We start from the raw sequence: 19,802 nt of genomic DNA on the forward strand, positions 1-19,802 counted from the left end.
AGTCATGAGAATCCCTCCCGCATCCTAAGTATGTAAGTATCTGTTGCTTTTATCTTACCACTTAAAAGAAGGCTTTGAATGGAACATTATGAACAACTGCTGTCTAAATTTTGGATAAATTGTGTCAGGCCACTGCCTTACGCTAACTTTGAAATAACCTTCAAAACAATCTCTGTTGAATGTTTTGCTGCTACTTGTAAAAATTCATCAAAGCTGATTGCAGATTCTTTGCCAGCAATATCAGAAAGAGCACGAATGACCACAAAAGGAGTATCAAATTGATAGCAAACTTGCGCTACAGCAGCTGCTTCCATCTCAACAGCTTTCATTGATTTAAAATCCCCACGTACTTTTTCCACACGAACAGGATCGTTCATAAACGAGTCGCCCGTTGTGATCAGACCAACTGCAAATTGGTGCTCGCCTATTTCTGTTACAGCTTCTTTCGCGATTTCGATTAGTTTTTGATCTGATTGGAACATAGCTGGCATTTGTGGAACTTGTCCGATTTCATAGCCGAAAATAGTAGCATCCACATCATGATGCCTTACTTCGTCTGAAATAACTATTGCACCGATATCAAGATTTTCATCATAGCCGCCTGCAGATCCTGTATTAATGACAATATCCGGTTTGTATTCATGCAGTAGCAATGTAGTTGTCATGGCTGCATTGACCTTGCCAATCCCGCTCTTCAGAAGGATGACATCATGGCCTGCGTATGTACCTGTCGTAAATTCACTATGCGCCATGGTTCGGCTCTCCGTATTTTCTAGTGTGTTTCTTAAATATTCTACTTCTTCTTCCATTGCGCCAATGACAGCAATTCTCATTTTTATACTTCCTTCCTTAAGATAAATCTACTCCGTACTGGGCCGTAATCTTCCCTTAGGAGATAGTCACTTATACTACATAACGCTTATTATATTACAACATAAAGAATGGCGATGCCTCACTTATTGGGGGCATCGCACATATTTTAATAAGCGCCTTGATGTGTTTTTAAGACTTCCAATTTAGTTGGTTTCCAACCTTTATTAGAAATCCACTCCATTGAAACACGATAGTTCTTGGTCTTGTCTTTTGAAGAAACAATCCCGATTGACGTATTCGGGCTACCACCGTTCTTAACATACCATATAATCATATCATTTTCATCTAAGCCTGTCGTATGAGCAATCGTTTTTATTTTTTCGTTCCAATCAAGTGAACCTTTTGTATAGCTTGAATTATGGACATCGCTGGATTCTTTTTGTTTTGTTTTAGTTGGCTTCCATTTTGAATCGGTAACAACTTTTTTCACGTTTGGATCGTTAGATTCTTCGACTTTAGCCGTATGACTGTATTGGTCACTGTCTTTCTTACTTTCTTCATTATCTTGTGTTTCATCTGATGCTGAATTATTATCTTCATCACTAGCCGTCTCTTCTTGTTCACTAGACGAATTATCGTCTTCCGCTTGTGCATCACTTTCTTCTTCAGCTGCGTCTGCTTTTTCTTTCTTGGCCTCTTCCGCTTGTTTTGCTTTCTCTTTTTCTAGCTCTTTTGAATCTTTTTCTACTATATTATCTTTTTCGGATTCATTTTCTTGCGGTGTTTGTTGGGCAACTTTATCACTTTTAGTGTCTTTGTTATGCGAGCCGCCAATGACAATGAAGCCAGCTACAACGAGTATAAGTGCAGCTACAACACCAATTAACACATTCAATATTTTATCCATTTTCTTTTTATCTGTGTTTTTTGGTTTTTTGCCATTCGGATTATATCGGCGTCCAATTTCAGCCATAAGTCTCCCCCTTACTTCTTTACATGATGACGCGCATCATCTGGTTTGGTTTCTTAATACTCTTGTCTATCATAGCATAAAAACAGAATACGCTTCTAGCTTTGCGAGTATACATGAAAAGCATTCCAGGTAGCCCTATAGCGTATAAAATAAGGATTAAAGTCTTATTCATTTCTTTTACAAGTAACCGCAGACCCAATAACATGCTTTTTAATTGTTACTGTCGTTTCATTTCCGTAGTTTTCAAAACAATCAGCTATAATTAATTGATTCGTATGGTACTGATATTTAATGATGATCATGAGTGATATACCCAAAGTTAAAATGCCAACGCTACCGAAAATCGCGATTAACTTTTTCTTTTTAGATGTTTTCAATTAAATCTCCCTTTCTTTCGTTTAATAATTCAGAATATAATTTATTTACTCTTTCCTCATTCAACCATTTAATAATGACCGATACGTTTACTTAATCTATTTATAACAAAAACCTCACTTGTTGAATACAATAATTTCCGTTTAATTGCGTTTAATAAAAAAAGAAGACAATACAAACGATTGTCTTCTTTAAAAGGATTTACTTTTTATTTAATAGAAATAATCTCGACATCCATGTCTCCACCAGGTGTATTGACTTTTACGCGGTCTCCTACTTTATTGCCAAGTAGGGCTTTAGCGATTGGCGAATCATTTGAAATGCGACCCTCGAAAGGATCTGCTTCTGCTGAACCTACGATTGTGTAAGTTTCTTCGTCGTCTTCCTCTAGGTCCTTGAATGTTACTGTACGGCCAATTGTTACGATATCAGATGTACTTGCGCCTTCTTCTATAATCATGGCATTACGAATCATTGTTTGCAAAAGCGAAATACGGCCTTCTACAAAGCCTTGTTCGTCCTTCGCAGCATCATACTCGGAGTTCTCCGATAAGTCACCAAAACCACGAGCTGTTTTGATGCGTTCAACAACTTCTTTACGTTTAGTTGAAATTAAGAATTCTAATTCTTCTTCTAGTTTTTGCTTACCCGCTGCAGTCATTGGGTATTGTTTTTCTGCTGCCATTTTATTCACTCCTCGGTTGCTTCTTCATCATCTTAATAAAAATACTATGTCGCTACTCGTTAAAGCATGCGACATAGTTTCTAACAAGAATATTTACTAATCATTTACAATGATATTACACAATACTATTTGTTTCAAGAATTGTTTTTATTTTTGTAACCATTAAATCAATTGCAACTTCATTTTGGCCGCCTTCTGGAATAATAATATCTGCATAACGCTTAGTTGGCTCAATAAATTGATTATGCATCGGACGAACAACAGAAAGATATTGCTCAATGACAGAATCCATTGAACGACCACGCTCATTGATATCGCGTAAAATACGGCGAATAATCCGCAAGTCTGCATCCGTATCCACAAATAATTTAATGTCCATCAATTCACGCAAGCGCGGATCAAAAAGTACCAAAATTCCTTCAAGAATGATAACATCTTGCGGATCAATATGAATGGTTTCTTTTGAACGTGTATGTAGTGCATAATCATACACTGGTTTTTCAATGGACTTTCTTTCTAATAAACGCTTTACATCACTAATTAATAAATCCGTATCAAAAGCATCCGGATGATCATAATTCGTTTCTAGTCGTTGATCAAATTCCAAATGGCTTTGATCTTTATAATAAAAGTCTTGCTCAATCACTACTACTGAATGTTCTTTAAATACATCATGGATGGCATGTGTCACACTTGTTTTGCCAGACCCAGAACCTCCAGCGATGCCAATCACAACTGGACGTTGTTTTTCCATCTATCGCATCTCCTTGCGCATCATATTCATTGGATACAGCTTCTCAGCACATTTGAAACGAACGATTTGCAATGGATGTCTAGCAGCATCAAGTGCTTGTCCATCTTCATCCCATACTTCGTCAATGACAACTTTAAAGTTTTCAATTTCAGGTCCGAAAAACTCTACTTCGTCGCCAGGTTTAAAGTAATTGCGTTGCTGTAATGTAACCATTTGTGTTTCTTCATTGTAATCTAAGACCATGCCAACAAAATCAAATTTCGTTTGCTTGCCATGTTCACCGAACATTTGTTGTTCATATCCAGGTTGTCCTTCAAAGAAAGAAGAAGCTGTTTCACGGTTTGCACATTTATCTAGCTCTTCAAGCCATTCACGTTTAATTTTGAAATTATCAGGATCTGCACAATATGCGTCGATTACTTTACGGTAGACACTGACTACAGTAGCTATATAGTGAATTGATTTCATACGGCCTTCCACTTTTAAAGAATCGATGCCTAAGTCAATAATCTTTGGAATAGATTCGATAAGCTTCAAATCTTTCGGGCTCATTGCAAAGGCTTCGTTGCCTTCTTCAAATAAAGGCTTTTCTTCACCATCTTCTACTGCATATAAATCATAATCCCATCGACATGATTGGCAACAACCCCCGCGATTAGAATCACGCGCAGTCATATGGTTAGATAAAACACAACGACCAGAATAAGCAATACACATTGCGCCATGAACAAATGACTCAATTTCAATATCCACTTTTTCTTTCATTAGTTTGATCTCTTCCGCACTTGTTTCACGTGCTAACACGACACGCTCTAATCCTTCTTCTTTCCAATACTGAACAGCTTTCCAGTTGGAAAGGGATTGTTGTGTACTTAAATGGATTTCTAATTTTGGTGCAACAATTTTACATGTTTCAATAATTAATGGATCCGCTACAATAATACCTGCTACTCCTGCGCCTTCCAGTGCTTTTAGATATTCATCAAGCCCATCCATATTATCATTGTGAGCAAAAATATTCGTTGTCACATAGATTCTGGCACCATATTTATTAGCAAACTCTACGCCTTCGCGCATTTCATCAATTGAGAAATTTCCTGCGTTTGAGCGAAGACCAAATTCTTGGCCGCCGATAAATACAGCGTCTGCACCATAGTGGACTGCAATTTTTAATTTTTCCAAGTTGCCTGCAGGTGCTAGCAATTCGGGTTTTTTAACGATGACTCTTTTGCCATCACGAATTTCGCTTATCGCATCGTCTTTTAATAATGTCACGGTCTTTATCTCCTTTCCTAGTATACAGTTTCCTTGAAGAAGAAGCCTGTATCCAATGGACGCAACTCTGGTTGAATTTCTTCAATTTTTGCGAGTAGTTCTTCTTTTATATCGAAGTATGCATCAGGAGATTCCGTGTATGCATCGATTGCTTTGCGGTAACACTCTGTTACTGCGACTACATATTCTTCTGTATGCAAAACACCCTCAATTTTGAAAACGTCGATTTCAGCTTCAAATAATTCGTCTAATTCATCAATAATACACATATCATTCGGACTGAAAATATGCGTACCGTTTAAATCCTCGTATATTGGATATTTGCTGTTTCGTTCTGGATCATGCAAGAACATATTGCGATTGTTTTTCCGTTTTTCAACTTCCATTGCTTTGCCTTCATACATGAAGTAATGGCCGAGCAGTGGGCGTTTCGACTGGAACATACATGTCATTCCGTGCACTTGGACTTCGATTTCGATTTCGGCATTTTCTTTAATTTCAACAATTTCATCCATGCTCAATTCACGAGCAAGGACAGCTCTTGTTGCACCGCGTTTGCCCCAATAATTAGCTTGGAACCAGTTTGTTGCAATTGTTTCTGGGTTCCAATGTAATGGAATGTTAACGTCTGCTTCGCGTCTAGCAATGATAACTGATGGATCGCCAAAGACGATGCCATCCACTCCTATTTCTGCTAATGCTTTCATATAAGGTGCTAATGCATCCACCCGATCATTATGGAAGATGGCATTCATCGCAACGTATACTTTTTTTCCAGCATCGTGAATGATTGCAGTAGCTTCACGTACTTCTTCAATAGTAAATTCTCCTGCTAATCGTAAACCAAATTGCTGTTCACCTATTAAAAAGGCATCTGCACCTGCTTCAATAAGCGCTTTAATATGTGAAAGCGATTGTGGAGTTACAAGTAATTCAGGTTTTGTCATTATGGTCACCTCTTTATACAAATCAATAATCCATCACCAACTGGGAAGAATGTGGATTGGTAATCTTCATTTTCTATCATCCAATCCGCAAATTGATGCAAATTACGAATCATCGTTCTTTTCCGCCTAGGTACCTCTGAAAGCTCTAGATCGGAAAGGCCGTGCATATACATATTATCGATATATATAATACCGCCTTGTTTTATAAGCGGACTATACTTTTCAAAGAACTTTTGATATTGTCCTTTTGCAGCATCGATAAAAATAGCATCAAATGCTGAGTGATGATTTTCTATATCTACTTCTAATGCATCGCCTGTGATGATTTCCACTTGCTCAGCAACAGAAGATTTCGAAAGAAAATGTTTAGCTTGCTGTACACGATTTTCATCTCGTTCAATTGACACTATTTTTGTTTCGGGCAATGCCTCAGCCATACGAATGGCAGAGTAGCCAATTGCAGTGCCAATTTCTAATATACTTTTAGGTTGTTGGATTCGGAGCATTTGCAGCAATAGTTCAATTGCTGGCAGTTGCATAATAGGCACAAAGTTTTCTTTTGCGAATTGTTCCATCTCAGTAAGCAATGGATTTCGTGGTTTTATAAAGGACATTGTATATGCATCCGAAATAGCCATACAATTCCCTCCTTATTTTTTCAAAAATACACTTTATCTTATCACAAAAATAGAAGAAAAGCGAGAGCCGCTCTTCTCCTATCTTAGTTATTCAAACCTAATTTCAATAAATCGGTTCAGCATCTTTTTCCTAGTTTACTTTATATATTTCTCAACTTTACCTAAATGTTCATCATACGTTTTAGAGAAGTGATTGTTGCCGTTTTTGTCTGACACAAAGTATAGGTATTCTGTCGTTGCTGGATTTATTGCAGCTTCAAGTGATTCCTTACCTGCGTTTGAAATAGGGCCTGGTGGCAATCCCTTAATCTTATACGTATTGTATGGATTTTTCACTTCTAAATCTTTATAAAGGACCCGGGATTTGTGCTCTCCTAATGCATAAAGAACAGTAGGGTCGGTTTGAAGTGGCATTTTGCTTTCTAAACGATTATAAAAGACACTAGCAATCGTTTCACGGTCTGTTTTGGCTGTTGCTTCTTTCTCCAAAAGGGAAGCAAATGTCAAAAATTTATGAACAGATAAATGTTTTTGCTTCAATTGGCCAGAGTAATTAGTGATAACCTCATTGGTCTGTGCAATCATTGGCTCTATGATTTCCTGTAATGTCGGCTTCTCTTCGAAATACGGGTATGTCGAAGGGTAAAGGTAGCCTTCAAGCGGATAGCGTATATCTTTTTGGTCAATTGCTTTTGTAACGGTGCGTGGATACGCTTTTTTCATTTGTTTAATGAATTTCTTGCTATTCACGAGATCCATAAACTCTTTTTTCGAGTAGTTTGTACTTTTTTCAACTTTTTCTGCAATTTGGTCAAGAGTTAATCCTTCTGGGATTGTAATCGTAAAGATTGGCGTACGGTACACTTTCCCTGTTTTCAGACTTTTGATAATTTCATCGATCGTCATAGAAGACGTCAGATTATAGGTACCTGCTTGAAATTCTGATTCATTTTTTACCTTTGTATAATACTTGAAGACTTTAGCATTTTTAATAATATTTTTATTCTCCAAGGTTTCGGAAATAGTATCAATCGATGAACCGATCGGGAGATTAACTTTGACTGTTTTAGTTGCATTTTCATCTACTGGCTTTAACGCATTATTTACATAAAAATACATACTTATCCCAAGAACCAGTGCAAGTGCAATAAATACTCCGGATGCAGCTAATACAATTTTACGTACAACCCTTTTTTCAGACTGACGCTCTTTTATTTTATTGATCTGATCTTGGTTTTTCTTCTTTTCCACGTAGGCAATTCCTCCTTAACGGATGTTTGCTGCACAAAAAAGCGGAATGCTAGTTGCTCATTCCGCTTAGGCAAACAATTACTCTTCGCCAAATTCAGCGTCAAGAGTGTTTAAAACTTCTTCCACCATGTCCCATTCTTCATCAGTTTCAATAGGAACAAGTTCTCCGCCTTCACCATCTTCAGCTGGGACAACAGCAGATGCAAAGATTTCAACTTCTTCGCCTTCTGCAGCGCCTTCTTTATAATAAAGTACATAGGAGCGGTCGAAATCCTCAGAGTCGAATGTATAAAGTACCGCGTATACTTGTTCGTTACCGAATTCATCTACTGCCACGATGTGCTCGTGATCATGTTCGTGTTCATGTGCCATTTAGGTCACCTCTTCTATATATTTTGTGCTGTCTACTACAGCAGCATCTTAAGTATTGCTTTTATAATGGATAAATACATATTGCTGAACATTTATTTTAAACTAAACTGCCAACTCTCTGCAATTATCCTTGTTCAATATCCTCATCCAACTCTTCAATAACAGATTCGATATAATCCCACTCTTCATCTGTTTCGATTGGAGTAAGTTCACCATCTGTTCCATTATCAGATGGTTCATAAGAGGAAGCGAAGATCTCAACTGTGCCATCTTCGTCTTCTGAACCCATAATAGAGTAAAGTACATATGATTTGCCGAATTGTTCGGAATCAAATGTATGAAGCACTTCGCAAAGTTGCTCATTGCCTTCATCATCTACAACTGTAATATGTCTTTCTTCAAATTCTTCCATAATTCCACCTCATAACTGTTTTCGATCTAAGTATCCTTGAAGAATCATAACCGCCGCCATTTTATCAATGACTTTTTTTCGATTTTTGCGACGTACATCCGCTTCGATTAGCAAACGTTCCGCAGCCATTGTTGTCAATCTCTCGTCCCAAAGCGTTACTGGCTTAGAAAATGTATCTTCTAAAAGCTTTGCATAGGCCTGTGATGCCTCGCCCCTTGGTCCAACGGTATTGTTCATATTTTTGGGGAAACCTACAACGAATTCAGCAATGCCATACTCATTCACCAGTTCTTGGATTCTTTCAATGCCGAATTCATTATTTTCCTCATCGATTCTTACCGTTTCGATACCTTGGGCTGTCCAACCTAGCGCATCGCTAATTGCTACGCCAATCGTTTTGGAGCCAACATCTAAACCCATTATTCTCATCATTATGCCTCGTTATTCTTTTTAATATAGAACTTAACCAACTCTTCTAAAATTTCGTCACGTTCAAGTTTACGAATTTTGTTCCGTGCATCCTGATGGCGAGGGATATAAGCAGGATCTCCTGATAATAGATAACCAACGATTTGATTGATAGGATTGTATCCTTTTTCTTCTAGTGCTGCATGTACTCGTTGCATGGTTTCTCTAACTTCTTGTTCCATCGATTCTTCAGGGAAATTAAATTTCATCGTCTGATCAAACTTACTCATGCAGGGCACCTCACTTTAAAATAGTAGAATAACGTCTTGTATCTATGTTAGTATACCCTATTCAACAAACCTTTTAAATAGATTTTACATAATTATACACGGAATCCAACGCTTCTTCCAATTTAGAAGCATCTTTTGCACCCGCCATAGCCATATCAGGACGGCCTCCGCCTTTGCCTCCGCAAATCTCTGCAACTTCTTTCACAATCTTGCCTGCGTGATAGTTTCCGTTTGCTAGATCTTTTGTTACCCCGGCAATCAGCATAACTTTGCCTTCAGATGCTGCGCCTAAAACAATGACACTTTGGTCCATTTTAGCTTTCAAATCATCCATTAGTTGGCGTAATTGATTGTTGTCTTTTGCTTCAACTTTTGTTGCCAGCACCGTTACATCGCCGATTTTCTGTGCTGATGATAAGATAGTTGAAGCTTGTGCACCTGCTATTTTGGCAGATAATGATGCATTCTCGCGTTGTTGCTCTTTCAACTCTTGTTGAAGGCTTTCTACACGTGCGACTAAGTCTTTCGGATTTGCTTTCAGCAAACTAGCTGCTTGTTCTAAAACATGCTGTTCTTCTTTCGTTGCTTGATACGCAGCTTTGCCTGTTACAGCTTCAATACGTCGTGTGCCTGCACCAATACCGCCTTCTGACATGATTTTAAAGAATCCAATTTCTGAAGAACGTTTAACATGGATACCACCGCATAGTTCAATAGAATAATCGGACACTTGTACTACACGCACCACATCACCGTATTTTTCACCAAATAAAGCCATTGCACCAATTTCTTTTGCATCCGCAATTGGCATCTCCTCAATTACTACTGCGATGTCATCCCAGATTTTTTCGTTAACGATCTGCTCTATTTTTTCTAACTCTTCTTTAGTAACAGCACCAAAGTGTGAGAAGTCAAAACGAAGGCGGTCTGGTCCTACATATGAACCAGCTTGGCTTACATGATCGCCTAACACATCTTTTAGTGCGCGTTGCAATAGATGTGTTGCTGTATGGTTCTTCACAGTCAAGTTACGTTCTGTGCGATCAACTTGTGCAAATACATCTTCACCTACATGCATTTCGCCAGATTCAACAATAACTGTGTGCAATGCTTGGCCATTTGGCGCTTTTTGTACATCTTTTACAAATGCTTTGAATGAATCGTTGCTAATTGAACCATGGTCAGCGATTTGCCCACCCATTTCAGCATAGAAAGGTGTTTCAGCAAGAATAATTAGTGCTTCATCACCCTCTGAAGCTGTTTTTTCGATTTGTCCATTTACTACCATTGCCGCAATTGTTGTGTTTGTCTCAAGAGTTTCATAACCCACAAATGTGCTTGCCTCTGTTAGGTTTGCAAGTACTTCTGATTGAACATGCATAGAATCGACATCTTGACGCGCATTACGAGCACGTTCACGTTGAACTTCCATTTCCGCTTCGAAACCTTCAACATCCACTGTCATGCCTACTTCTTCTGCATATTCCTCTGTCAATTCGACTGGGAAGCCGTAGGTATCATATAAACGGAATGCATCTACTCCAGGAATGCTTGTTTGTCCGTTCGCTTTTTGGGCTTCTACCACTTCATTGAAGATAGAAAGGCCGTCATGTAATGTCTCATGGAATCTTTCTTCTTCGTTCTTAATAACGCGAGCGATAAATTCCGCTTTTTCTTTCACTTCTGGATAGAAGTCAGCCATGATCTCACCAACTGTTGGTACAAGTTGGTACATGAATGGTTTTTCGATACCTATTTGTTTTGCATATCGTACGGCACGGCGAAGTAAACGGCGAAGCACATAACCACGACCTTCATTTGAAGGTAATGCTCCATCACCAATTGCAAATGCCACTGTCCGGATGTGGTCTGCAATGACCTTGAATGGCGTGTTTATATCTTCCTCGCTGCCAAAGATTTCATTTAAATCGATTTCATTTGGGCGTTTGTATTTACGATTTGCAAATTCTTCAATTTTCTCGATAATTGGCATAAACAAATCTGTATCAAAGTTAGTTGGCACATCTTGAACAACTGAAGCCATACGTTCTAGGCCCATACCTGTATCAATGTTTTGTTTTGGCAGAGGTGTATATGTGCCATCTGGATTATGATTAAATTGAGAAAAAACAAGATTCCATATTTCTAGATAGCGCTCATTTTCACCGCCCGGATATAATTCTGGATCTTTTAGGTCGTTGCCGTATTTCTCTCCGCGATCGTAGAAAATTTCTGAGTTAGGGCCACTAGGACCTTCTCCAATATCCCAGAAGTTCCCTTCCAAACGAATTAGGCGTTCTTCTGGAATACCAACTTCGTCTTTCCAAATCGTATAGGCCTCATTATCTTCCGGATGTATGGTAATGGACAATTTTTCACCTTCAAAGCCCATCCATTTTGGATCTGTTAAGAACTCCCACGCATAGTGGATAGCTTCTTTTTTAAAGTAATCACCAATAGAGAAGTTCCCAAGCATTTCAAAGAATGTATGGTGGCGAGCTGTTTTGCCGACATTCTCAATATCATTCGTACGTATTGCTTTTTGTGCATTTGTAATACATGGATTTTCGGGGATCACTGAGCCATCAAAATATTTTTTCAACGTTGCTACTCCGGAATTGATCCATAGTAATGACGCGTCATTGATTGGCACAAGCGGCATACTAGGTTCTTGTTTGTGTTTTTTCTCTTCGAAGAATTCGATAAACTTGCGACGAATTTCTGCTGATGTTTTCATTAATTTTCCTCCTTTTATATATAAAAAAACCCCCATCCACTGTAACAGGGACGAAGGTTTCTATTCGCGGTACCACCCTAATTATAATAGCTTTTGCTATTATCACTTAATTACCTTAACGCGGCACACGGTAGTTTTTGGCTACACTCAGGAATAGCTTTTCCAAATTGGGTAGTGAAGGTTCTCACAGCCTAGGAACCTCTTTCTGTACACGGACCAACAAGTACTTTTTTCCTTCAACGTATTGCAGTATTAGAGATCAATCTTGTTTAAATAGGATAACTCTTACTTATTTTAAGAAATGCTTTTACTTCTGTCAATTCTCATTATTCATAAAATCATAAGGGCTAATGCCCGCCATTCCAATCATTGGATGAATGCCTGAATAATTATCTAGCGTTAAAGCAACAGGTATCTTGTCCTCTACTGATTGTATTGCTTCTTTCTCAGTTGATTCCGTTTTGGTATCATTCTTTTCTTCTAGCGATTTGATTTCAGTTGTCTCATCCAATGATAAACGCTCTACAAGTGAGGTATGGCGTTTCATATCATCTGTTTTTTGAAAACCATACACAAATGTGTCTGGCTCGCCACATAGAATAAGAAAATTTTTAGCCCTTGTAATACCTGTATATAGCAAATTTTTCCGAAGCATTTTGGAATAACCTCGGACTATTGGCATTATAACCATCGGAAACTCGCTTCCTTGGGATTTGTGAATGGAGCAGCAATACGCAAGCGTTACCTGATTTAGATCACTTTTTTGATACGTTACTTCAATGCCATCAAACGATACAACCATTAAATCCGTTTTTTCAATCGTTTCTTTTGCCTTCACAATTGAAATGACTTCACCCATATCGCCATTAAACACATTGTTATTTGGCTGATTAACAAGTTGTAGCACTTTATCGCCAATCCGGTAAATCGTATCACCAAAAGCAATCTCTTTTGTCTTTTGGGATTTTTTAGGGTTTAGTAATTCTTGTAGCATTTTGTTCATTGCATCAATGCCCGCATTGCCACGATACATTGGTGCGAGCACTTGGACGTCATGAATAGAAAAACCTTTATTAATAGCACTCTTGACCACTTGCCCTACAACGTCTGCAATTTGATCTTGGGTTGCACGTATAAATGAACGGTCACTTGTTTTCACCATCAAGTCTTGAGGGACAGTACCACGTTTCATTTCATGTGCCAACTGAATTATTGATGACCCTTCTGATTGCCTATAAACATCTGTTAACTCCACTGTTGGAATGGCTTTTGAGGCAAGCAGATCCTTTAAAACCTGTCCTGGACCTACCGGCGGAAGTTGGTCTTGGTCGCCTACAAATATTACTTGGCAGTCATCATTCAATGCCCTCAAAAGTTGATGTGCGAGCCATGTATCAACCATTGACATTTCATCGACTATAATAAGCCGCCCCATTACTTCTCGCTCCACATCTTCTTCCTTTTCTTGACCCGTGAAACCTAACAAGCGATGAATAGTCATTGCAGGCAGTTCCGTTGATTCGCTTAAGCGCTTGGCAGCTCTACCTGTAGGAGCCGCTAGAACGATTGGAAAGGCCTCTTCTTTCTCTGCATAATCTTTAGGGTTTAGCGAGAGCCCATGAAGTTCTGCATAGACATCCACTATTCCCCTGACAACTGTTGTTTTCCCCGTTCCGGGGCCCCCCGTTAAAATCATTACAGCTGAATTAATAGCCGTTTCAATTGCCTTTACTTGTGTATCAGCATATGTAACACCAAAGCGCTCTTCTGCTTCACCGATTACTTTTCTTATCTCAGAAGAAGGAAAAGATGATTGCTCTTCATTTTTTTGAGCTAGCTCTGTAATCTTCGAAGCAATTCCTATTTCAGAATAATAAAGAGACGGCAAATAAACTCTTGTTTCTTCACCGCATACTTTACCATTCTCGCCTAGTTCAATTATTGCTTGGGAAATATCATCGTATTCAATCGTGCATGACTGACTCGATTCAAGCATCGCCTTGGAAGCAGGCAAAATTTCTCTTGCATCTAAAAAAACATGCCCTTCTGATAACGAGGCAGTGTTTAACAAGTGAAGTATAGAGGCCTTGATGCGGTCGGGATGGTTGCCGGTGATTTGTAGCCTAGCGCCCAGTTCATCCGCTCGCTGAAAACCGATCCCCTCAATATCTTCAATGAGGCGGTACGGATTTTTTTGTAGTACTTGTAGTGTCTCACCTTCATACATTTGATAAATCTTCACAGCAATTTGAGCACCAAATCCCCATTCGTTCAATTGAATCATAATGCGGTCAAGCCCTAAATTTTGCTCAAGTACAGAGCGCAGTGTTTGTTTTTTATCTTCTGTTAAGCGTGGAACGTCATCCAACACATCAGGATTTTCAATGATGGTTTTAATAGCATCTGCACCTAGCTGTTGAACAATCGTTTCAGCTGTACGGTGGCCTATCCCCGGAAATAAATCGCTAGATAAATATTGCACGACACCTGTTTCAGTTGCTGGAATCTCTTTTTCAAAAGTGGCAGCTTGAAACTGCAGCCCATATTTAGGATGCTGTTTCAGCTGCCCTGTATAACGGTATAACGCTTCTTCTGAGACAGCAGGAAAATAGCCTGCGACAATAATCTCTTTTTCTTTATAATCCGTATTTGTTTCTTGGATTTTCAATTTAATAATTGAGAATAAGTTTTGTGCATTATGAAATATTGTGACGACAGGCCGGCCGACAATAAAAAGTGGTTCATCGGAAAATAAAGATAGATTTTCAGCCAACGCTGCCACCACCTTTCTTTTTAATCTTTTTTCATCGCAAGCATGTCATGAATGTAACGTGCTTGATCAAACTCTGGCTGCAAAGTAAAAGCTTGCTTTAAATGATACTGTGCATCTTCTATTTTATCGGTAGAAACAGCATACAGGACACCCAGATTATAATGGGCATCGGCATTGTTCCAATCTGTATCGATTACATACTTCAGTTCTTTTTCTGCCTCATTAAAAAGCTCCAAAGTAGCTAACATAATGCCATAAGAAAGCCTGATCTGTAAATCTTCCGGTGCTAGTTCTGCAGCTCTTTGCATATAAGGCAATCCGAGTTTCGGCTCGTCGATATGTTCAAAGCTTTTGCCAAGCATAAAATAAGCGTCTGCTCCTTTAATACCATGGCGGATAGAACGTTCATAAAGTTTTGCTGCTTCTGTATAACGTTCTGAATTATAGTAAAGGTTTGCAAGGCCATAATAAGCAGTTGCCGCAGATTCATCCAATGAAATAGCTTTTTGGAAAAATCGCTCTGCTCGCTCGATATCATCAAGCGATGCGAGCAAATTCCCAAAGTTAATATAGCCAATTGTTTCATTTGGATTCTCTTCTATAGCTTCTGTAAAGGCTTTTGCGGCATCTTCATACCGTTTTTCTTGGATGGCTTTAATACCTATCTCATTTAAATCCATTTTTTCACCTCTATTACCCTACATACGTTAGTTTTTTACTGTCTTTAAATACTTCGTCTATTGTAGCGCCACCTAAACATTCATCACCATCATAAAGTACAACAGATTGGCCAGGAGTGATAGCACGTGTTGGTTCGTTGAATGTTACGTACCATTCATCATCACCAGTGATTTCAACTGTCACCGGCACATCTTGTTGGCGATAGCGGAATTTAGCGGTCGCTTGGAATGTTTTCGGCATATCACGATGCGTCGTGAAGCCTGTTTTTACAGCTTTTAAGCTTGTGGAATAAAGCTTATCATTGTGGAAGCCTTGTCCCACTAATAATACGTTGCGTTTTAAATCTTTCCCCAGAACAAACCAAGGATCGCCGTCTCCACCAATCCCAAGGCCGTGACGTTGGCCGATTGTATAATACATAAGGCCGTCATGCTTGCCTATTACAGTGCCATCGAATGTTTCCATATTACCAGGTTGTGCAGGTAAATATTGACCTAGGAATTCTTTAAAGTTTCGTTCTCCAATAAAGCAAATACCAGTTGAATCTTTTTTCTTAGCCGTTGCAAGGCCTGCTTCTTCAGCGATTTCTCTAACGCGTGGTTTTTCAAGTTCACCAATCGGGAACATAACTCTTGAAAGTTGTTCTTGTGAAAGCTGGTTTAAGAAGTAAGTTTGATCTTTATTTTGATCAATGCCACGAAGCATTCTTGTTTCGTCATCGCGTACTTCAACGCGTGCATAATGGCCTGTTGCTAAATAATCCGCACCTAGCTTTAATGCGTGTTCTAAGAATGCTTTAAATTTAATTTCTTTATTGCACATCACATCAGGATTCGGTGTACGTCCTGCTTTGTATTCTTCTAAAAAGTACGTAAATACTTTGTCCCAATATTGTTGTTCAAAATTGACTGCATAATATGGGATACCGATTTGATTACATACTTTAATAACATCTTCATAGTCTTCAGTCGCAGTACATACGCCTGAATCATCGGTATCATCCCAGTTTTTCATGAAAATACCGATAACATCATACCCTTGTTTTTTCAGTAGATAAGCTGCTACGGAAGAATCGACTCCTCCAGACATACCAACCACAACTCGGGTTTGTGAGGGGTCTTTCGTTGTATTCATATTGTTCACCTTTTTTCTATTATTTCGCTAATCGTTTTACGATCTCAATGGTCCGTTCTGCCGCTATGTCAATATCTTCTAGCTCTAATCCATAGCCGAAGCTATAACGAATCGAATTCCTAAGCTCATCTGCTTCGCTTCCATACATTGCAACAAGTACATGCGATGGATCTATGGAACCGGCCGTGCAAGCAGAGCCACTAGATGCTGCAATACCTGCCATATCCAAATTGACTAAGAATGATTCGACATCCATATTTTTAAAGCTAATATTCATAACATGTGGCAAGCAGTATTGCTCATTTCCGTTTATATGATAATCGATTTCCGCCTGATCTAATTTCTTTAAGAAGTGTTGGTGGAATTCTTTGTATGCTTGTTGTTTCTCTTCAAAATTGCTTTGCGCAATGGCTACAGCTTCAGCAAACCCAACAACCGCTGGAACATTTTCCGTTCCTGCTCTGCGCTTACGCTCTTGTTCTCCACCATAGATTAGTGGCTTTAGCTTTGTTTGATCGCGTTGATATAAGAATCCAATGCCTTTTGGACCGTTCAATTTGTGGGAAGATACTGAGAGCAAATCAACGTGCAAATCATTGACATCAATCGGTAGAATGCCAAACGCCTGTACCGCATCAGTATGGAATGTTGCACTATGCTCTTTCAACAACTCGCCGATTTCTTTAATAGGCTGTATAGTACCGACTTCATTATTCCCAAACATAATCGTTACTAAGATAGTATCATCGCGTAAGGCCTTTTTGACGTCTTCAAGAGAAACACGACCCGTTTCATCAACTGGCAAATAAGTTACCTCATATCCTTCTTTCTCCAGTTGTTGACATGTATGAAGAACTGCATGATGTTCTACTACAGTTGTGATAATATGGCGGCCTTTATTCTGTTTCGCATAAGCTGTTCCTGTAATAGCCAAATTGTCTGCTTCACTGCCGCCGCCTGTCACTATAACCTCCTGGTCTTTCGCCCCAATGCTTTTAGCTAAAGTATGTCGAGCGTCATCCAAGTGCTTTCTAGCAAAGCGGCCAATTCTATGAATGCTAGATGGATTGCCGTAAACTGATTCCATACTTTCTACCATTTTGGAAATCACTTGTGGATGCATGGGTGTTGTAGCCGCATGGTCAAGGTAAATTTCTTTCATCTTTAAAACTCCTTCTAAACCGGATTAACGGGCAGTAAGATAGATTTCCCCGTACAAAATTGAGCTAAAAAACAAACAGTTAGAGGGGGTAACTGCCGTCAATACCATCGCAGAACCTAATTCCATTGGTACTCCCTGAATAGATGCTGCTTATATATAAAACATATATCCTTTATCATCTGGCTCTTCTGTATAAGAAGCTAAATCTTCTAGGCTCGTTTTCTCTAAAACCTCTTTGACAGCGTCACGTACACGAAGCCATAACTGTCTTTGAGCGGGAGCTTCTTCCTCAATTCCTTCAACAGGTTGAATTGGGCCTTCTAACACTTTAATTACATCTGCCGAAGAAATCAAATGAGGAGGCTTGGAAAGCATATATCCTCCATATGCACCTCGAACACTCTTAACGAGACCCGAATTTCTTAGTGGTGAAACTAGTTGTTCTAAGTATGCTTCCGATAAATTATTCTGGGATGCGATTTGCCTAAGAGGAATGGGCCCTTGTCCATATTGTTTGGCAAGTTCGATCATAATGGTTAGCCCATATCGCCCTTTTGTTGATATTTTCATTTATACACCTCTATATTTAGCGAATTTGTCTATGCACAAGTATAGCATATTTCCCTTCATTCTACTCGGGTATGATTTATGAACATGCACATTTTGCTTTTATATGTTAATACTGAAGAGGAATTAATCAGTAGTGACAACAAGATTTAAAATGCCTAATCTATTTTAATGCAAAGCTAGTGAATATTTGAGAAAATAACAAAGTAGGTTTTAGATATTAGAAAAGAGGTGACCACGTTGCCGCAACAACCACTTGCATTTCGCATGCGTCCGCGCAATCTGGATGAAGTTGTCGGTCATCAAGACATCATTGGACCAAAGACTAATTTATATAAAATGATTCAAAAAGGTCATGTTCCCTCCATGTTGCTATATGGAGAACCTGGTATAGGTAAAACATCCATTGCATTTGCTATTGCTGGTTCTTCTAACTTGCCGTTCTTTGCATTGAATGCGACAAGGGCTGGAAAAAAAGATGTAGAGGATGTAGTAAATGAAGCGAAGATTGTAGGACAAGTCATATTATTCCTTGATGAAATACACCGCTTCAATAAATTGCAACAGGATACATTACTTCCGCACGTTGAAAATGGTGCTATTGTACTCATCGGAGCCACAACAGAAAATCCATTTCATGATGTGAATCCAGCCATTCGTTCACGCTGCGGTGAGATTAAGCAGCTAAAAAAGCTCGAAGAAAGTGATATAGTTTCATTAATTCAACGGGCTCTAGAAGATAAAGAGCGTGGCCTTGGCCAATATTCAATCCGCATAACTGAAAAGCAAATTCAGGAAATTGCTCTTGCAGCAAACGGGGATGCAAGAAAAGCTCTTACTCTGCTAGAATCTGTTTATTACGCCTCTGATGAAGAAAATGACGAGACAATTGTAGACGATACGACTATCCAAAGCTTAGCAGAGCGCATCGGTGTTTACGGAGACCAAAAGGGTAGCCATTTTTATAACTTATTATCTGCGTTACAAAAATCAGTTCGCGGAAGTGATCCTAATGCCGCCATATATTATCTAGCTAATCTCTTAGAAAATGGCGATTTAGTTGCTGTCTCAAGACGGCTTCTTGTCATGAGCTACGAAGACATCGGTCTAGCCGCTCCTGAAGTAGGCGCGCATGTACTTGCAGCTATCCAATCCGCCGAACGACTCGGTATGCCGGAAGCTCGCATACCGCTTGCATCTGCTGTAATCGAGATGTGTTTGGCTGAGAAATCTAATTCTGCCATCACAGCGATTGATGCAGCAATTTCTTCTATCCATCAAGGAAAAACTGGTGACATCCCGCTCCATTTGCGAGACGCTCATTATAGCGGAGCCAAAACACTTGGCGTAGAAGGTTATCAATATCCACATAATACACCTGTCGGCACATTTGGCGGTTGGGTAGACCAAGAATATTTGCCAGACAAGCTAGTCGGCTCAGAATTCTATAAACCTGTAATTGCCGGACAAGAAAAGCGAATGGCAGGCATTTATGATCATTTAAACCAATTAAAAAAGAAAAATAAAAAATGATTGAAAAGGCTATTGCCTCTTC

Annotated in this window: 20 protein-coding genes and 1 other annotated feature; of the genes, 1 reads left to right on the forward strand and 19 read right to left on the reverse strand. The window is 39.1% G+C overall.

The features are described 5' to 3' along the window. Positions 1-137: 137 nt before the first annotated feature. The 19 genes from mtnN to cymR all read right to left on the reverse strand — a co-directional run bounded on the left by mtnN (position 138) and on the right by cymR (position 18,250). Entirely contained in the window at positions 138-833 is a 696-nt protein-coding gene (mtnN, locus tag RCJ93_RS05395) for a 5'-methylthioadenosine/S-adenosylhomocysteine nucleosidase (protein WP_066786216.1), read from the reverse strand. A gap of 146 nt (positions 834-979) precedes the next feature. Then, positions 980-1,786 carry a DUF1510 family protein gene (locus RCJ93_RS05400; RefSeq protein ID WP_446738578.1) on the reverse strand — a complete coding sequence of 269 codons (807 nt, stop codon included), beginning with the start codon at positions 1,784-1,786 and terminating at the stop codon, positions 980-982. 164 nt (positions 1,787-1,950) lie between these two features. Beyond that, on the reverse strand, positions 1,951-2,163 hold the full coding sequence (locus RCJ93_RS05405) for a hypothetical protein (RefSeq protein ID WP_150284014.1): 213 nt from the start codon (positions 2,161-2,163) through the stop codon (positions 1,951-1,953). 206 nt (positions 2,164-2,369) lie between these two features. Beyond that, positions 2,370-2,846, reverse strand: coding sequence for a transcription elongation factor GreA (gene greA, locus RCJ93_RS05410; protein ID WP_066786206.1), 477 nt, complete (start codon positions 2,844-2,846; stop codon positions 2,370-2,372). 115 nt (positions 2,847-2,961) lie between these two features. Continuing rightward, on the reverse strand, positions 2,962-3,600 hold the full coding sequence (gene udk, locus RCJ93_RS05415; RefSeq protein WP_147193886.1) for a uridine kinase: 639 nt from the start codon (positions 3,598-3,600) through the stop codon (positions 2,962-2,964). After that, positions 3,601-4,875, reverse strand: a complete 1,275-nt coding sequence (locus tag RCJ93_RS05420) for a peptidase U32 family protein (RefSeq protein ID WP_066786200.1) — start codon at positions 4,873-4,875, stop codon at positions 3,601-3,603. It lies immediately after the preceding gene. Between the two features lie 17 nt (positions 4,876-4,892). Next, positions 4,893-5,822: a peptidase U32 family protein gene (locus RCJ93_RS05425; protein WP_150284013.1), complete on the reverse strand. Its 930-nt coding sequence runs from the start codon at positions 5,820-5,822 to the stop codon at positions 4,893-4,895. Positions 5,823-5,827: 5 nt separating this feature from the next. Then, on the reverse strand, positions 5,828-6,460 hold the full coding sequence (locus RCJ93_RS05430; RefSeq protein ID WP_066786194.1) for an O-methyltransferase: 633 nt from the start codon (positions 6,458-6,460) through the stop codon (positions 5,828-5,830). A 135-nt stretch (positions 6,461-6,595) separates the two neighbouring features. Further along, positions 6,596-7,711: an endolytic transglycosylase MltG gene (gene mltG / locus RCJ93_RS05435; protein ID WP_066786192.1), complete on the reverse strand. Its 1,116-nt coding sequence runs from the start codon at positions 7,709-7,711 to the stop codon at positions 6,596-6,598. Positions 7,712-7,789: 78 nt separating this feature from the next. Next, positions 7,790-8,083: a DUF1292 domain-containing protein gene (locus RCJ93_RS05440; RefSeq protein WP_066786187.1), complete on the reverse strand. Its 294-nt coding sequence runs from the start codon at positions 8,081-8,083 to the stop codon at positions 7,790-7,792. A 124-nt stretch (positions 8,084-8,207) separates the two neighbouring features. Then, positions 8,208-8,495: a DUF1292 domain-containing protein gene (locus RCJ93_RS05445; protein WP_066786183.1), complete on the reverse strand. Its 288-nt coding sequence runs from the start codon at positions 8,493-8,495 to the stop codon at positions 8,208-8,210. A gap of 9 nt (positions 8,496-8,504) precedes the next feature. Then, entirely contained in the window at positions 8,505-8,924 is a 420-nt protein-coding gene (gene ruvX, locus RCJ93_RS05450; RefSeq protein ID WP_446738579.1) for a Holliday junction resolvase RuvX, read from the reverse strand. Between the two features lie 2 nt (positions 8,925-8,926). After that, entirely contained in the window at positions 8,927-9,193 is a 267-nt protein-coding gene (locus RCJ93_RS05455; protein WP_147193895.1) for an IreB family regulatory phosphoprotein, read from the reverse strand. A 73-nt stretch (positions 9,194-9,266) separates the two neighbouring features. Beyond that, a complete protein-coding gene (alaS, locus tag RCJ93_RS05460; protein WP_446738580.1) occupies positions 9,267-11,930 on the reverse strand; it encodes an alanine--tRNA ligase in 2,664 nt (887 codons plus the stop codon). A gap of 43 nt (positions 11,931-11,973) precedes the next feature. Next, positions 11,974-12,179 (reverse strand) — a binding site (T-box leader). 67 nt (positions 12,180-12,246) lie between these two features. Next, positions 12,247-14,703, reverse strand: coding sequence for an SF1B family DNA helicase RecD2 (gene recD2 / locus RCJ93_RS05465; RefSeq protein ID WP_446738581.1), 2,457 nt, complete (start codon positions 14,701-14,703; stop codon positions 12,247-12,249). A 20-nt stretch (positions 14,704-14,723) separates the two neighbouring features. Further along, positions 14,724-15,383 carry a tetratricopeptide repeat protein gene (locus RCJ93_RS05470; protein ID WP_446738582.1) on the reverse strand — a complete coding sequence of 220 codons (660 nt, stop codon included), beginning with the start codon at positions 15,381-15,383 and terminating at the stop codon, positions 14,724-14,726. Positions 15,384-15,396: 13 nt separating this feature from the next. After that, a complete protein-coding gene (gene mnmA / locus RCJ93_RS05475; protein WP_150284009.1) occupies positions 15,397-16,518 on the reverse strand; it encodes a tRNA 2-thiouridine(34) synthase MnmA in 1,122 nt (373 codons plus the stop codon). A gap of 19 nt (positions 16,519-16,537) precedes the next feature. Continuing rightward, positions 16,538-17,680 carry a cysteine desulfurase family protein gene (locus tag RCJ93_RS05480; RefSeq protein ID WP_446738583.1) on the reverse strand — a complete coding sequence of 381 codons (1,143 nt, stop codon included), beginning with the start codon at positions 17,678-17,680 and terminating at the stop codon, positions 16,538-16,540. Between the two features lie 150 nt (positions 17,681-17,830). Continuing rightward, a complete protein-coding gene (gene cymR / locus RCJ93_RS05485; RefSeq protein ID WP_066786159.1) occupies positions 17,831-18,250 on the reverse strand; it encodes a cysteine metabolism transcriptional regulator CymR in 420 nt (139 codons plus the stop codon). 237 nt (positions 18,251-18,487) lie between these two features. On the opposite strand from cymR, the gene RCJ93_RS05490 reads away from it, so the two are divergent. Continuing rightward, positions 18,488-19,780 carry a replication-associated recombination protein A gene (locus RCJ93_RS05490; protein ID WP_446738584.1) on the forward strand — a complete coding sequence of 431 codons (1,293 nt, stop codon included), beginning with the start codon at positions 18,488-18,490 and terminating at the stop codon, positions 19,778-19,780. The last annotated feature ends 22 nt before the right edge of the window (positions 19,781-19,802 follow it).

The sequence above is a fragment of the Rummeliibacillus sp. BSL5 genome (assembly GCF_052928305.1).

What these genes read in the sequence shown, in the direction of transcription:
- RCJ93_RS05470 (WP_446738582.1), bottom strand. Translation starts at nt 15,383, where the DNA reads ATGGATTTAAATGAGATAGGTATTAAAGCCATCCAAGAAAAACGGTAT.
- RCJ93_RS05445 (WP_066786183.1), bottom strand. Translation starts at nt 8,495, where the DNA reads ATGGAAGAATTTGAAGAAAGACATATTACAGTTGTAGATGATGAAGGC.
- greA (WP_066786206.1), bottom strand. Translation starts at nt 2,846, where the DNA reads ATGGCAGCAGAAAAACAATACCCAATGACTGCAGCGGGTAAGCAAAAA.
- RCJ93_RS05480 (WP_446738583.1), bottom strand. Translation starts at nt 17,680, where the DNA reads ATGAAAGAAATTTACCTTGACCATGCGGCTACAACACCCATGCATCCA.
- cymR (WP_066786159.1), bottom strand. Translation starts at nt 18,250, where the DNA reads ATGAAAATATCAACAAAAGGGCGATATGGGCTAACCATTATGATCGAA.
- ruvX (WP_446738579.1), bottom strand. Translation starts at nt 8,924, where the DNA reads ATGAGAATAATGGGTTTAGATGTTGGCTCCAAAACGATTGGCGTAGCA.
- RCJ93_RS05430 (WP_066786194.1), bottom strand. Translation starts at nt 6,460, where the DNA reads ATGGCTATTTCGGATGCATATACAATGTCCTTTATAAAACCACGAAAT.
- RCJ93_RS05400 (WP_446738578.1), bottom strand. Translation starts at nt 1,786, where the DNA reads ATGGCTGAAATTGGACGCCGATATAATCCGAATGGCAAAAAACCAAAA.
- mnmA (WP_150284009.1), bottom strand. Translation starts at nt 16,518, where the DNA reads ATGAATACAACGAAAGACCCCTCACAAACCCGAGTTGTGGTTGGTATG.
- alaS (WP_446738580.1), bottom strand. Translation starts at nt 11,930, where the DNA reads ATGAAAACATCAGCAGAAATTCGTCGCAAGTTTATCGAATTCTTCGAA.
- udk (WP_147193886.1), bottom strand. Translation starts at nt 3,600, where the DNA reads ATGGAAAAACAACGTCCAGTTGTGATTGGCATCGCTGGAGGTTCTGGG.
- RCJ93_RS05455 (WP_147193895.1), bottom strand. Translation starts at nt 9,193, where the DNA reads ATGAGTAAGTTTGATCAGACGATGAAATTTAATTTCCCTGAAGAATCG.
- RCJ93_RS05440 (WP_066786187.1), bottom strand. Translation starts at nt 8,083, where the DNA reads ATGGCACATGAACACGAACATGATCACGAGCACATCGTGGCAGTAGAT.
- RCJ93_RS05425 (WP_150284013.1), bottom strand. Translation starts at nt 5,822, where the DNA reads ATGACAAAACCTGAATTACTTGTAACTCCACAATCGCTTTCACATATT.
- mtnN (WP_066786216.1), bottom strand. Translation starts at nt 833, where the DNA reads ATGAGAATTGCTGTCATTGGCGCAATGGAAGAAGAAGTAGAATATTTA.